10 protein-coding genes are annotated in these 14,677 nt (G+C 65.5%); 3 read left to right on the forward strand and 7 right to left on the reverse strand.

What is annotated here, in order from left to right:
* Positions 1-99 precede the first annotated feature (99 nt).
* Positions 100-1,011, reverse strand: coding sequence for a hypothetical protein (locus VH569_RS33890; protein WP_423321511.1), 912 nt, complete (start codon positions 1,009-1,011; stop codon positions 100-102).
* A 2,579-nt stretch (positions 1,012-3,590) separates the two neighbouring features.
* Here VH569_RS33890 and VH569_RS33895 point away from each other — a divergent pair.
* The 3 genes from VH569_RS33895 to VH569_RS33905 are packed head-to-tail and all read left to right on the forward strand — an operon-like array spanning position 3,591 to position 8,122.
* Positions 3,591-4,148, forward strand: coding sequence for a recombinase family protein (locus tag VH569_RS33895; protein ID WP_423321513.1), 558 nt, complete (start codon positions 3,591-3,593; stop codon positions 4,146-4,148).
* Complete coding sequence (locus VH569_RS33900) at positions 4,148-7,150, forward strand: Tn3 family transposase (protein WP_423321515.1); 3,003 nt, start codon at positions 4,148-4,150, stop codon at positions 7,148-7,150. The genes VH569_RS33895 and VH569_RS33900 overlap by 1 nt, the downstream gene beginning before the upstream one ends.
* Positions 7,151-7,174: 24 nt before the next feature.
* Positions 7,175-8,122, forward strand: a complete 948-nt coding sequence (locus VH569_RS33905; RefSeq protein WP_423321517.1) for a C-terminal binding protein — start codon at positions 7,175-7,177, stop codon at positions 8,120-8,122.
* A 36-nt stretch (positions 8,123-8,158) separates the two neighbouring features.
* Here VH569_RS33905 and VH569_RS33910 read toward each other — a convergent pair whose 3' ends face one another.
* The 6 genes from VH569_RS33910 to VH569_RS33935 form a co-directional block, all read right to left on the reverse strand.
* On the reverse strand, positions 8,159-9,223 hold the full coding sequence (locus VH569_RS33910; protein ID WP_423321519.1) for a malate/lactate/ureidoglycolate dehydrogenase: 1,065 nt from the start codon (positions 9,221-9,223) through the stop codon (positions 8,159-8,161).
* The gene (locus VH569_RS33915) at positions 9,220-10,500 is read right to left on the reverse strand and encodes a threonine synthase (protein ID WP_423321521.1); all 1,281 of its coding nucleotides are present in this window, start codon (positions 10,498-10,500) and stop codon (positions 9,220-9,222) included. Before VH569_RS33915 ends, VH569_RS33910 begins: the two co-directional genes overlap by 4 nt.
* On the reverse strand, positions 10,501-11,412 hold the full coding sequence (locus VH569_RS33920; protein WP_423321523.1) for an ABC transporter permease: 912 nt from the start codon (positions 11,410-11,412) through the stop codon (positions 10,501-10,503).
* Positions 11,409-12,245: an ABC transporter ATP-binding protein gene (locus VH569_RS33925; RefSeq protein WP_423321525.1), complete on the reverse strand. Its 837-nt coding sequence runs from the start codon at positions 12,243-12,245 to the stop codon at positions 11,409-11,411. The genes VH569_RS33920 and VH569_RS33925 overlap by 4 nt, the downstream gene beginning before the upstream one ends.
* Positions 12,246-12,249: 4 nt before the next feature.
* Positions 12,250-13,281 (reverse strand): ABC transporter substrate-binding protein, encoded by a 1,032-nt coding sequence (locus tag VH569_RS33930; protein ID WP_423321527.1) that lies wholly within the window; start codon positions 13,279-13,281, stop codon positions 12,250-12,252.
* Positions 13,282-13,414: 133 nt separating this feature from the next.
* Positions 13,415-14,617: an acyl-CoA dehydrogenase family protein gene (locus tag VH569_RS33935; protein WP_423321529.1), complete on the reverse strand. Its 1,203-nt coding sequence runs from the start codon at positions 14,615-14,617 to the stop codon at positions 13,415-13,417.
* Positions 14,618-14,677: the final 60 nt, after the last annotated feature.

Genomic DNA, 14,677 nt, shown 5'->3' on the forward strand with positions numbered 1-14,677 from the left:
AACTTTCGAGCATTGGCCAGACAGCCGGCTCCGGACTCGGCCGGCGTAATGGGACTAATGCCGTTGACCTCGCCCGACCACGCGCAAATCGGCTGACGCTCAATCGCGACGCAGCGCTACAACGTTGCCTCCAACCGTCACCTGGACGACCGGAGCCGGGGGCGCGCCCTCGCCCGACCAGGCAACGATGGTGGCGGGGATGGCCGTGACCTTGCCGGACGGGCAGCGCCGCGGGTGGCCGCGGCGCCAATGCGGCTTCGGCGTCCGACGTCCACGCCCGCCGGTGCCGGTCGGCTCATCACCAGCGCCACCGGTGGGCAGGGCCACCGTCTTCGGCAGCCGCAGCCGGACCGTCTCGAAGGCGGGGATGGGCGCCGCGCCGCAGCTCACCCGTGCCCTGTTCAACGCTTTGGGCGCCGTGACGGTTTCGCGTTCGACGGCAGGTGAGTTGATCACGGCCAGCAGCCCAGACAGGAAGTAGCCGGCCGTGGAGAGCATTTCGTGGCAACCATTGCTCCTGTCCGCGTCATCCGGCGGCGGGACCCAGAGAGCAAGCCCGCGCTCGCCCATCGGGATTTCGCCAACGCCGAAGCCACCGATCCATTCGCCGAGTTCGGCCGTGCTGGTTGTGAAAAGGGTAAACCGGATGTCACCCGTGTCGGACGCCTGCGTCACGTGGATGATGTAGACGTGGATGGTGTCCGTCTCACTGGTGGACGGATCGATCATGACGGAGTCGGTGACTTCGATAAGCATCGATGGATATGGCAGCCGCAAGCAGTTGGCCTCCTGCATCTCCTTCGCCGTCTCGATCAGCGCGTCGTCGTAAAAGGTGATGATGTCTTCCTGCATGACGAACAGAGGCTTCTCCCAGAAGGTGAATCCCAGGAGCATGCTCCTGAGCAGGAAGCCCTGATCGTCCAACTTGGAGGCGTTGATGATCCGCTTCGACGCCTGACGCAGGGCATCGCAGAGATGGTGGGCATAGGGCTGCTTCATGGCGGTGCTCATGCGGTCTTGCTGAACCAAACGTCGGTCCCGCCGACGCGGCGTTGGACGGGCCGGTGAGTGGACGCGCTGTAGACGAGCGGCGTCGCAGGGAGCGACAGCGAGAGGTGCATGCTGGGGCGGAGCTTTCCTAGTCGGAAGGACCGGTCCTCGGGACCGGGGCGAGCGCCATGCGCCGCCATGTCCCGATTTGGCGATGCGCCGCGGCAGGCAATCCCGTCCGGCGCAGAGCAGCCATGCGCGCGGCGCAGCGACCCGCCACTTCCCCCGCGACTACGGACCTGTCGGCCCCCCCATGCCGCACGCCGGCTCCTCTCCCGAGGCGCGACGCCAGGGGACTATCTGATGGGCCTGAACGCCTAGACCTTCCGGGGTAGAGCCGTTACCACGCTCTTGAGATGCCGCTGGACTGTGCTCTGATGGATCTGCAGCGCTGCCGCGATGGTGCTGACAGAAATTGGCAGGTCCGCTGCGCGTCGCTCCGATATGCAGGTCATGATTGCGTCGCGCGTCGCCTGCTGCCGCCGCGCCGCGGCATACTGCCCACCCGCCGCCATCCGGTCAGCCGGCGGAAGCGAGCGATCTGCGTTCATGGTGCCGCAATGAGGCCGAGCCGCCCGATCCGCGCGTGGCTGAAGCTTGTAGCGACAGAATTTCGCGACGGATCGCGCGCGAGCGGCGATCTCGCAGGTGGGTAGGGGTTCGGCAAACATATTGTGCTCCTCAAGCCACCCGCGCACCAGAACCTCGAGGACCTGCCAGCAGCCTTCCTTGGCGGTCTGAGATGACGCGGTGGCTTCGCCGTCGGCATCACCGGGGCCGCGGCGCCGAGCACGAGAATCGGGGCGGACCGCCCGCCGTGAAACAGACTCCCCGCAACGTTCACCACGCCGACCGCTGGTCGGGCAACCCGACCGAACGACGGATCGCCAAGAGCCCAACGCCGACCGACCGGCGCATACCGCGCGATGCCACCCGTCGCGACTGGGAGTTCAGGACCGGTGGGGCAGGGGACGATGAGGCGCGAGTTTGACCGGTGCTACCGGGCGATCCAGATACTCCGCCACCGTTCTCACGCTTCGGAGACGGCCGGGCGGGCTTCGCTCTTCTGCGCGCCCGTGTTCTGGCTGAGGCGTAGGAGAATCCCCGAGTCTCGATCCTATCGGATTTGTGTACGTGAAACTTTGAAGAACCAGTATCCAACCGGCACTGACAGCAGCATCTGATGCAGAGAAGGCTCAGGCGGCTATTCACGTGCACGCGTATTTCCCTATACTAGCAATTGACATTTTCTTGATAACCCTATGGCCCTTTGCGCAAATGGAGCTCATCGACTGAAGCAGCGGGAGGAGCGCCAGAGTATGAAGCCGAAGTCAGGACGGTTCATCGTCGGAATCACCGATCACATGATACCGCCCCCGGATTTGGAAGCCGGCGTGTTGGGGGGCCGAGTAGCAGCGGAACAGAAAACCTAGGTAAGGCTTGGAAAGCTTCGAATCACAAGACATCGTCCGATGCGTTCCGATAGGCGCATGTTGCTATGGCAATACACATCAGGCCGGACGATCCAGAAGCTTTCGGGCAATGCAAACCGCCGGGTGGAGCGCCTCCACGATGGCGGAATCTATGAAACGAATTGGCAGTCTATCTAGGAAGTCCAGCCGGACAATCCTCATATTTGCTCGCAATTACACCGCAATGACTGGTGTGATTTCCTGCCATCACCTCTTCTGATGACGACCACACCGTGTATACACTCCAGGCAGCATGGGAGAAGTCCTTCCTCATGTCATCGGTGGGGCTATTTGAGCAGAAGACAAGCCATTCGCTACGCCGATCGTTGACAGGAACTCCATACATCTCGCCACATCCACGAATGCCTTTCCTGACCAGTGACCTGCCCACAGTAAGAACATCACCTCCATCTAGGAGGTGAATAGGCCTTCTGCTTATCTCAACGATCTTCTGCCGCTCCCGCTCTTTTGCAGAAGAACCATCATCACATGATGAAAGACTGAGCAAAGCAATAACGCACGCTAGCAATCTAAACATTACGTTCTCCGATTTCAATGAATGATACACCAGAAAACTCCATCAGAAATTTTGGGGTGGTTGATATCTCGTTTCTGAACGGTATGCTGAGACAATCCTCTCCAACCGACGATAGGAGTTTTTATTCAGATGGGCTTGATGGAATGCCCAACGGTCTTTTCTACTAAGGTGCGCAGAGGCTGCAATCCCCCAATCGCTTCTAAAATGGCCGACAAAAGTTTAGCATCATGGCCAGGGCGGTAGTCCCCTCCCTTGGTCATCTCGCCACATCCGCATCCACAAAGAGCAGGGGATTTCGGTTTTCTGGGCACAGCAACCTCCTTTGCCTTCGCTGGGCGGAAGGGTAGCCCCGGGAACACCCCGGGTCAACCCCAAGGCATCCCGAGTACGCCTCGACCTGCCTCGTCTGTTTTAAATAGGTATACCCTGCCAATACGCGGATGTGAGACGCCTAAGCACGTCTCAACAGGGTGGATTTCCCTAATCCGAGACAGTATCGTGCGAGGGTCTACAAGCAAACGAGACGATTTATGGCGATATACGGCTACGCCCGCGCCTCCACGCTGGACCAAGACGTCGCGATCCAGGAGGACGCATTACGCCGGGGCGGGTGCGATGTCGTCCGATCGGAAAAAATCAGCGGAACGAGCCGTACCGGCCGGTCGGAGCTGGCGATGCTGCTCCAGTTCCTGCGTGCTGGCGACACGCTCATGGTCACCCGCGTCGACCGTCTGGCCCGCTCGATCAAGGATCTCCAGGACATCGTGCATGAACTTCGGGTCAAGGGCGTTGCCCTCAGAGCGACCGAACAGCCGATCGACACCGCGACCTCGGCTGGAAAGGCATTCCTCGACATGCTCGGAGTCTTCGCCGAATTCGAAACCAACCTGCGCCGCGAGCGCCAGATGGAAGGCATTGCGCGGGCGAAGGCCAAGGGCGTCTACAAGGGCCGCAAGCCCACCATCGACAGCGCCGAAATCCGCCGGCTGCGGACAGAGGAAAATCTTGGGGCGACGGCAATCGCCCAGCGGCTCGGCATCGGCCGCGCGTCGGTCTATCGGGTGCTCGCCGACACCGATCGGCTCTGATGCCGGTCAGTTTCCTCACGCCGGAGCAGGAGAAGCGGTACGGTCGCTTTCCTGCCGATGTGTCGACCGAACAGTTGGCGCGGTACTTCCACCTGGACGACACCGATCGCACATTCGTGCTGACACACCGCGGCGCGCACATGCGGCTCGGCTGCGCTCTTCAGCTTGGAACCGCCCGTTTTCTCGGCACGTTCCTTGAGGACCCCTGTGCGGTGCCCGCGCGCGTGGTCCACTTTCTTGGTGATCAGCTTGGCGTGCCGGTCGATGGAACGCTCGACATCTACCGTGCCAATCGGTGGCGATGGCGGCATCCCGTCGAAATCCGGCAACGGTACGGCTACCGTGATTTCTCGGACACCTTCGCACAATTCCGGTTGAATCGTTGGCTTTATGCCCTGTGCTGGACCGGTAGCGATCGACCAAGCGGCCTGTTCGACCGCGCCACGGCATGGCTGGTTGCAAACAAGGTGCTGTTGCCCGGCGCCACCACGTTGGAGCGGGCGATTGCCAAGGTTCGTACCCGAGCGAGCCAACGACTGTGGCGTGGTCTCACCATCACGGTCACGCCGGCCCAAAAGGAACGCCTTGAAGCCCTTCTGGTGCCCACGGACGGCGCCCGACAGAGTCCGCTCGATCGTCTCCGATTGGGTCCCACCTTGCAGAGTGCAGCCGAATTGGCTCGCGCCATCAAACGTCTCGGGGAAGTGCAGGCGCTCGTCGCGGGATTGCCCCGCACCGACCGCCTGCCGAAAACCCGCATTCTGGCACTGGCGCGTTTCGCCGGCGCTGCCAAGGCTCAGGCGGTGGCTCGGTTGCCGGAGGAGCGCCGTATCGCCACCCTGCTCGCCTTCATCCGGACGCTGGAGGCCAGTGCGCAGGACGATGTGCTCGACCTGTTCGACGTGATCGTCACCAAGATGTTCGCGGACGCGATCCGCACCGGGCGGGAGGCGCGGCTGCGCAGCCTGCGCGATCTGGACCTCGCGGCGCTCACCTTGAGCAAGGTCTGCGCCCTGGTACTCGACGGCGACGTCGGCGACACCGAACTCCGGGCGGCGGTCTTCGCCGCCGTCCCGCAGGCCGCGCTCGAAGCCGCCGTGGCCCAGGTCGACAATCTGACCCGTCCACCGGACGATCCATATTTCGAGGAGTTGCTGGCGCAGCATCGCCGGATCCGGCGTTTTCTTCCCCATCTCGTGCTCACCGTAGGGTTCGGCGCCATGCCGGCCGGCAGACCCGTGGTGCAGGCGTTGCAGCATCTGCGCAAGGTCGAGATGGGGGGAGCCCGGTCCGATCCATGGCCGGTCGAGTTCGTGCCGAAATCCTGGGAACGCCGTGTGATCAAGAAAGGTCTGGTCGATCGCCGCGCCTGGACCCTCTGCCTGATCGACCGGCTGCGCGGCGCACTCCGCCGAAGGGACGTGTTTGCCACGCCGAGCCTGCGCTACGCCGACCCGCGGATCGGTCTGTTGGACGGCGGCGCCTGGGAAGCCGCCCGTCCGGCCGTGTGCCGCACTCTCGGCAAGTCGATGGTCGCAGCCGAGGAGATCGACCGGTTGAGCGAACGGCTCGACCAAACGTTCCGGGAGGTCGCCGACAACCTGCCGCAGAACGCCAGCGTTCGCATCGAGCGGAACGGTACCGAGGACGACTTGGTGGTCACCGGCCTTGACCGCATCGAGGACCCGGCCAGTCTGATTGCCCTGCGCGCTGCCGTCACAGCGCGGTTGCCGCGTGTCGATCTGCCCGAATTGCTGCTGGAGATCGACGCCCGCACTGGCATTTCCGGTGCCTTCACGCACGCGAGCGAGGCGGACGCCCGTGCCGGCGACTTCGCAACCAGCCTGTGCGCCGTGCTGCTCGCCGAGGCGTGCAACACTGGCCTGGAACCGCTGGCGCGTCCGGATGTTCCATCGCTTCGGCGCTCGCGCCTGAGTTGGGTTCGGCAAAACTATCTCCGTGCCGAAACCCTGACGCAGGCGAACGCCCGGCTCGTTGCGGCACAGAACAGCATCGACTTGGCCCGGCGCTGGGGTGGTGGCGACGTCGCCTCAGCCGACGGGCTGCGCTTCGTGGTGCCCGTGCGCACCATCCATTCCGGCCCCAACCCGAAATACTTCGGTCCCGAGCGCGGCGTCACCTACTACAACCTCGTCTCCGACCAGTTCACCGGCTTGAACGCCATCACCGTGCCCGGCACCTTGCGCGACAGCCTGGTGCTGCTGAGCGTCGTGCTGGAGCAGGACACGGAGTTCGAGCCGACCGAGATCATGACCGACACGGGCGCTTACACCGACGTGATCTTCGGCATCTTCTGGCTGCTCGGCTACCAGTTCAGTCCGCGGATCGCTGATGTCGGCGGGTCGCGGTTCTGGCGGATCGACCCGAAGGCCGATTACGGCGCCCTTGGGCAGCTTGCCTCGCATAAGGTGAACACCGACCTGATCGCCCAACATTGGGACGACCTGCTGCGCCTTGCCGGTTCCCTCAAGCTGGGCCTTGTGCAGGCCGGCGGTCTGATGCGGACGCTCCAGACGAACGATCGGCCGACCCGTCTGGCACGGGCGCTGGAGGCGTTGGGGCGGATCATCAAAACCCTGTATCTGCTGGCCTACATCAACGACGAAACCTACCGTCGCCGGATTCTCATTCAGCTCAATCGCGGCGAAGGCCGTCACCAACTCGCCCGCATCGTTTTCCACGGCAAACGCGGTGAATTGCGCCAGCACTACCGCGAGGGTCAGGAAGATCAGCTCGGCGCCCTCGGTCTGGTCGTCAATGCCATTATCCTGTGGAACACGATTTACATGGATGCCGCTCTCGACCAATTGCGAACGGAAGGATTCGACGTGCGCGACGAGGATGTGGCGCGGCTGTCGCCGCTCGGCTTCGACCACATCAACATGCTCGGCCGTTACGCTTTCACCTTACCGGATGGGGTCGCCCGCGGCGAACTGCGCCCGCTTCGTGACCCCAGGAACGCGGCTCCAGATACCGACTGAGGCTTACCTAGGTTTTCCGTTCCGTTGCTACTCGACCCCCTGTTGGAAGGTGTCGCCGACGTCGATTTTCTCGATTGCCGGCGGGAGGAGGACCTTGATCCGGAGCGCCTCGCCCGCCTGGACGGCCTTCTGGTGTGGAGCACGCGCGTCGGTCCCGCCACAGTCGAGCGGTTAAAGCGCTGCCGGATCGTCGTACGCTTCGGCGTCGGATACGATCGCGTCGATGTCGCGGCGCTGGAGGCCGCCGGGATCCCGTTCTGCAACAACCCGGATTACGGGACAGAAGAGGTCGCCGACCATGCAGTCGCCATGATCCTGTCGTTGCAACGGCGGCTATGGGAGCATGATGCCCGCGCACGCAGCTATACCACGACATGGCAGGCCAACACGCTGACGCCGCTGCACCGCTCCAGCGCTGCGACGGTGGGCGTGGTCGGGGTCGGACGGATCGGCACCGCGGTGGTCAACCGGCTGAAGGGCTTCGGCTACCGCATCCTGGGCTATGATCCGTTGCAGCCGGCCGGGCACGAGAAGGCCGTCGGCTATCGTCGTGTCCGCCGGCTGGAGGACCTGCTGGCAGAGTCCGACATCATCACCTTCCACTGTCCACTGAACGGCGAGACCCGCGGCTTGCTGAACGACGCGACGCTGGCGGCGATGAAGCCCGGGGCCATCCTGGTCAACACCGCGCGCGGCGAACTGTTTGCGTGGCTGGACCCGTTGGAAGCCGCCCTGCGTAGCGGCCGGCTCGCCGCCGTCGGGACCGACGTGCTGCCGGTCGAGCCGCCGGCTCCCCATCCGCTGCTCGACGCCTGGCGGGCAGGGGAGGGCTGGTTGGCCGGACGCCTGGTGGTGACCCCGCACAACGCCTTCCACTCCGATCAGGCGGCGGTGGAGATGCGGCGCAACGCGGCGGAGACGGTGCGCATGTTCCTGGAGGATGGGACGTTGCGGAACAGAATCCTGGCTTGAGCGATCTTGCGCGGGGGAGCAAATGCCGGTCCCCCGCTATCCCTTCAGCAGGCCCTTGACGTCCAGACCGAGCCCGCCGCCGATACGGTGGAGCGCCACAACCGTATCGGGATCCAGTGCGATGCCCCGGTCTATGGCGGTCATGCGGTGCAGTGCCTCCGGCTCGTCGGGGATGCTGACGCCGCCGCTTCCGGCGGCTGGGGGCGTGTCGGCGACATGATCAAGGACCGCATCCGTCAGCGTCTGCCATTCCGGGCCGGCCACCCGGTTGGGGTTGATGAGGAAGGCCAGCGCGTTGTTCACCACCCGCCCCGGCCGCAGATTCTCCGGCAGCGCCGGCAATCCCCCGGCCAGCGCACCGGCCAGGATTTCGCAGGCCAGTGCCAAGCCGTAGCCCTTATGCCCACCGAAGGGCAGGATGGCGCCGGTCGGCTCGCCGAACATTACGCCGGGATCGCGCGTCGGCCGTCCGTCCGGGTCCAGCAGCAGGCCGCCCTCCACCTCCTTGCCCAGCGAGGCGGCGACGCGGCACTTGTTGGCGGCGATGGCGCTTGTCGCGAAATCGAGCAGGAAGGGCGCATAGCCCGGCGTGCCAGGAACGGCGATGCAGATTGGGTTGGTCCCCAGCCGCGGCCGGCTGCCGCCATGGGGGGCCGCCAGCGGACGGCTGACCACATTGACGAAGAACAGCCCGATCAGCCCGGCGTCGATGCACTGCTCGCCATAGGAGCCGACGCGGCCGATATGGTGGGCGTTGCGCAGGGCCAGGATGCAGGCCCCGCCAGCCTTGGCCCGTTCGATGGCGAGGTCGGTCGCCTCCCGCGCGATCACCTGCCCATAGCCGACATCGCCATCCACCACCAGGAAGGGCGCCTCGTCGCGGACCACGCGGGCATGACGGTTGGGCTGGAGATGGCCCAGTTCCAGGCTGCGGGCATAGACGGCGATCTGGCAGATACCGTGGCTGGCATGGCCGCGGGCGTCGGCCTCCACCAGATTGGCGGCGACGACGGCCGCCTCTTCCGCCGAACTGCCGCTGCGGCGGAGAATGGCGTCGAGCGTCGCGACCAGCCGGTCGGGGCGGTAGCGGACCTCGCTCATCGGCCAGCTTCCCTGAAGGCCGAATAGTCGATGGGCTTGGTGCGGTCCAGGGTCCGGTGTACCGGCGGCAGCGGATATTTCAGGCCGGTGGCGCAGTTGAACAGCACCGCCCGTTCGTCCCGCCCAACCCGGCCGTCGGCCAGCGCCTGCTTGTAGGCGGCGTAGGTCGCCGCACCTTCGGGACAGAGCAGGAAGCCCTCCTCCCGCGCCACCTCGTTCAGCGCGGTCTGGATGGCGTCGTCGGGCACGGCGATGGCGAAGCCGCCGCTCTCGCGCACCGCGCGCAGGATCAGGAAATCGCCGACCGCCTGCGGCACGCGGATGCCGGACGCGATGGTGTGCGCATCCTCCCAGCGGGGGGCATGCTCCTCCCCCTGTTCCCAGGCACGGACCATCGGGGCGCAGCCGGCGGCCTGCACCGCCACCATGCGCGGCCGCTTCGATCCGATGAAGCCGATGGCCTCCAGTTCGGCGAAGGCCTTCCACATGCCGATCAGGCCGGTGCCGCCGCCGGTGGGGTAGAAGATGACGTCCGGCACCTCCCAGCCCAGCTGTTCGGCAAGCTCCAGCCCCATGGTCTTCTTGCCTTCGATCCGGTAGGGCTCCTTCAGGGTGGAGACGTCGAACCAGCCGGCCTTGGCCTTGCCCTCCCCGACGATCTTCCCGCAATCGTCGATCAGGCCGTTGACGCGGTAGACGGTGGCGCCCTGCAGCTCGATCTCCGACACGTTGACCTCCGGCGTGTCGGCCGGGCAGAAGATGGTGGTGCGGATGCCGGCGCGGGTGGCATAGGCGGCCAGCGCCGCCCCGGCATTGCCGTTGGTCGGCATCGCCATGTGCGTGATGCCGAAGGATTTCGCCATCGACACTGCCATCACCAGCCCGCGCGCCTTGAAGGAGCCGGTGGGAAGCCGTCCCTCGTCCTTCACCAGCAACTCTGCCGCGCCCAGCCTTTTCGCCAGACGGGACAGCGGGACCAGCGGGGTCACCGCCTCGCCCAGGCTGACGATGTCCTCGACCCGGCGGACGGGCAGAAGCTCGCGGTAGCGCCACAGATCCTGCGGGCGTTCGGACAGCGAGCTTTTCGTCAGCGCCTGCTTCACGCCGTTCAGGTCGTAGCGGACCAGCAGCGGCTTGCCGGCGCGCGACAGATTGTGGACGGTGTCGGCCTCGTACCGCTCGCCGGTGTCGGCGCATTCCAGATGGGTGACGAAGGTCGGGCGCTCGACCGTCAGGTTAGAATCGAAGCGCACCGGATTGATGTCTTGGAAAGCCATTTAGCGGACCATGCCCCATTTGCGGACCGTATGGACCTCGATCCAGCGGAAGACGACATTCTCGACCAGCAGGCCGATCAGGATGACGGTGACGAGGCCGGCGAAGACCTTGTCGATGTACAGCTCGTTGCGGTTCTGGAAGATGAACCAGCCCAGCCCGCCCTTGCCGGACGACACGCCGAACACCAGTTCCGCCGCGATCAACGTGCGCCAGGCGAAGGCCCAGCCGACCTTCAGCCCGGTCAGGATCGCCGGGAAGGCGGCGGGGATCAGCAGCGTGACGACATAGCGCAGGCCGCCGAGCCCGTAGTTCCTCCCGGCCATCCGCAGCGTCTCCGACACCGAGGTGAAGCCGGCATGGGTGTTCAGCGCCAGCGGCCACAGCACGGCATGGACCAGCACGAAGATCAGGCTGACCTCGCCCAACCCGAACCACAGCATGGCGATGGGCAGCAGGGCGATGGCCGGCAGCGGGTTGAACATGGAGGTCAGCGTCGACAGCAGGTCGTTGCCGATCCGGGTGGAGACGGCGACCGTGGTCAGCAGCACGGCCAGCACCACCGCCACCGCATAGCCCTTCAGCAGCACGGCCAGAGAGGTCCAGGCCATCGACAGCAGATTATCGCGCCGGATGCCGTCCCACAGCGCCGCCGCGGTGTCGGTGAAGGTCGGGAACATCAGCGGGTTGTTCTGCCAGACCGCCGCCGCCTGCCACAGCGCCGCGACCGCGGCCAGCACCAGCAGCCGGCGCAGCGCCGTGACACTGCTCAGCCGCTCCCACGGGGATAGCGGGCGGGCGACGTCGCCGATGGGGCCGGTGGCGGTGACAGTGCGCTCGTACTCGGGGCGTTGCGGCGGCTCGCGCCTGCCGGTGGATGAAAGGCGGCGCGGGGAGAAGGACAGCTCGGTCATGCGCTTGGTCCCTTTCCGCTTCCTTCCACATCCTCGGCGAACAGCATGGTGTGGATGCGGTTGGCGAGCGCCTGAAACTCCGCTCCGCCGACGGCGCCATGGTCGTAGCCGTCGCAGTTGACCTCCGCCTTCACCTGTCCGGGATGGGGCGACATCACTAGGATGCGCGAGCCGACGACCAGCGCCTCATCGATGGAGTGGGTGACGAACAGCACGGTGAAGCGCAGGTCGTCCCACAGCTGCAGCAACTCCTCCTGCATCTTGCGGCGGGTCAGCGCGTCGAGCGCGGCGAAGGGTTCGTCCATCAGCAGGATGTCGGGCTCCATCGCCATGGCGCGGGCGATGGCGACGCGCTGCTTCATGCCGCCGGACAGCATGTGCGGGTGGACGTCGGCGAACTTCGTCAGGTTCACCCGGGCAATGCAGTCGAGCGCCTTCTCTTCCGCCTCGCGCCGCCCGGCCTTGCCGCTGGCGAGCAGGGGGAACATCACGTTCTCCTTGACCGTCTTCCAGGGCGGAAGCTGGTCGAACTCCTGAAAGACCATCATGCGGTCGGGGCCGGGCTTGGTCACGGTGCGGCCGTTCAGGCGGATCGCCCCCTCGACCGGTTGGAGGAAGCCGCCGACCGCCTTCAGTAGGGAGGATTTGCCGCAGCCCGACGGTCCCAGCAGGACGTAGCGCTCGGCCTGGAACACCTGGAAATCGACACGGTAGGTCGCGGTGACGAGGTGGCGGCGCGTCTTGTATTGCAGGGTCACGCCGGAGACATCCAACAGCGGCCGTTCGGACAGGCCGTCGCTGTCGATGCTCTGCGGATAGGTCAGCGCATTCATCGCGTCAGCTCCCCGCGCCATCATGCAGGTCGTCGAAGAAATAATCCTTCCATGAGGCCGGCTTGTTCTTGATGGCGCCGACCTTGTGCATGAAGTCGGCGAAGGCCTCCGTCCGGTTGGGCGTGACGGTGAAGCGGATGTCGGGGTCGTTCAGCAGGCGCAGGATATAGGCCTTGTCCAGGCTGCCCTTGTTCTGCGCCAAATAGGCGTCGGCCGCCGCCTCGTGATTGGCGTTGATGCTGTCCATCGCTTCGCGAAGCGCGTTCAGGAAGGCCTGGTAGGTCTTCGGGTTCTCGTCGCGGAAGGACTGCTTGCTCCAGATCAGGTTGAAGCTGTGCGGGCCGCCCAGCAGGTCGTAGGAACTGAAGACCTTGTGGATCTTCGGGTCGTCCAGCTGCTGGTACTGGAAGGGCGGGCTGGAGAGATGGGCGGTGATGCCGCCGCTGCCCGACAGCAGGGCCGCCGTGGCGTCTGGATGCGGCATCGACACCGTCAGCTTGTCGAGCGCGTCGTAATTGCCGGGGCCGAGTTCCTTCTCCGCAGCCATTTGCAGGATGCGGGCCTGGACGCCGACCTTCACCGCTGGCAGCGCGATCTTGTCGGCGTCGGTGAAGTCCTTCAGTGACTTGACCTTGGGATTGGCGGTGTTCAAGAACAGCGGCATGTCGTTGAGCGACGCGATCGCCTTGACGTTGGCGTTGCCCTTGGTGCGGTCCCAGATGGTCAGCAGCGGCCCGACCCCGGCCGACCCCAGATCGATGCTGCCGGACAGGAGCGCATCGTTCATCGCCGCGCCGCCGGACAGCTGGACCCAGTCGACCGCGATGTCGAGGCCCAGCGCCTTGCCGTGCTTCTCGATCAACTGGTTGTGGCGCAGCACATGCAGCGGCAGATAGCCGAGGCCATATTGCTCGGCGATGCGGATCCGCCCCTCGGCAGACGCCGGCGCCGCGATGGAACACGTCATCAGCAGCCCCATCGCCGATGCGGCGATGGCCGCAAAGGCGCGGCGGCTGGGGCGTCCTGGCTGGCGCATGGTGGTGCTCCCCTTATCTCGATAAACCTACTAGATTTTAGGGGAACATGATTCAGTATGACCGTCAATACTGTAAAATATGCGCGAACTCCAAAAAATTTCACAGAAATTTACGTGTTTTTATATCCGGCGGTCACTGTGCGAGAGCGGCGCGTCCGGCGCCGGTCAGGATCATGTCGTTCTGCGGGGCGTGGACGCGGGCGCACAGGACGTCGCGGTGATGGCGTTCCAGCGGGTGGTCGCGCGACAGGCCAGGGTTGCCGGTGATCTCCAGCGCCCGCGCCACCGCGTCGATAGCGTTGTTGGTCACCGTGTATTTCACCAGCAGGCTGTCGCTGGAGGAGGGCGGCGACCCGCTGTCGACCGCCGCCGACAGCGACCGAAGGAGGATGCGGTTGGTCAGCAGCAGCGCCTCGATCCCGCCCAACGCCTCCTGAAGACGTGGCACCGTGGCGAGCGATCCGCCATTCAGCCCCGTCGGCTTGCGGGCGTGCAGGAAGCCGACGAGCCAGTCGCGGGCGGAGCGGGCGATGCCGTCATAGACGCCGCTGAACAGGGTGGCCATCCAGGCGGTGGCGACGGCGTCGGGGGCGGCCCAGCCGGCGGGTGGGCGCAGCTCGCCGACATGATCGTCGGGGACGAAGACGTCTCGGAACACCACCTCGTGGCTGCCGCTGGCGCGCATGCCGATATGATTCCAGGTCTCCCGCACCTCGATTCCCTGTTCCGCCAGCCCGGCGCCACGCGAGACCACCCAGGTGCCGACCAGCGGTTCGTCGTTTTCGGTGCGCGCCCAGACGCCGAGCCAGGACAGAGCCGGAATCCCGGTGGAGTAAATCTTGGTGCCGGAGAGGCGCCAGCCGTCCGGCACCTTGCGCGCCACCGTTGCCGGCAACCCGCCGCGGTGAGGCGTGCCCAGTTCCGGCTCCACCCGCAGGATGTTAATCAGGGCGCCGTCGGTCGCGGCGGAGCGGGCGATGCGGTCGCGCAGGGCTTCCGGCCACGCCGGACCGCTCCAGAGCTGGTTGTGGATGACATATTGCAGCACCAGGACCAGGGCGGTGGACGGCTCGCCCCGCGCGATCCCGTTCACCACCGCCAGCGCGTCGCCCAGCCCGCCGCCCTTGCCTCCGGCCGATTTCGGGGTGATCAGCGCAGGAATCCCCGCCGCCGCCAGCCGGTCGAAATTCTCGAAGGGGAAGCTGGCAGCGGCATCATGCTCGGCGGCGCGCGGCGCGAACTCCGCCGACAGCGCGGCGATGAGCGAGTGGTCGACCACCACCGCGCTGTCGGCTTCGCCGAAGGCGGCGGAAAATGGCAGATCGTCGAAGGGCATGGTGGGCGGCTCCGCTTCGGCTGCGCAGCATCGCCTCCAGTTCCTCCACCGGGAATTTCG

It is taken from the genome of Azospirillum sp. 11R-A (assembly GCF_049472615.1).
GTDB classification, from domain to species: Bacteria; Pseudomonadota; Alphaproteobacteria; order Azospirillales; family Azospirillaceae; genus Azospirillum; species Azospirillum palustre.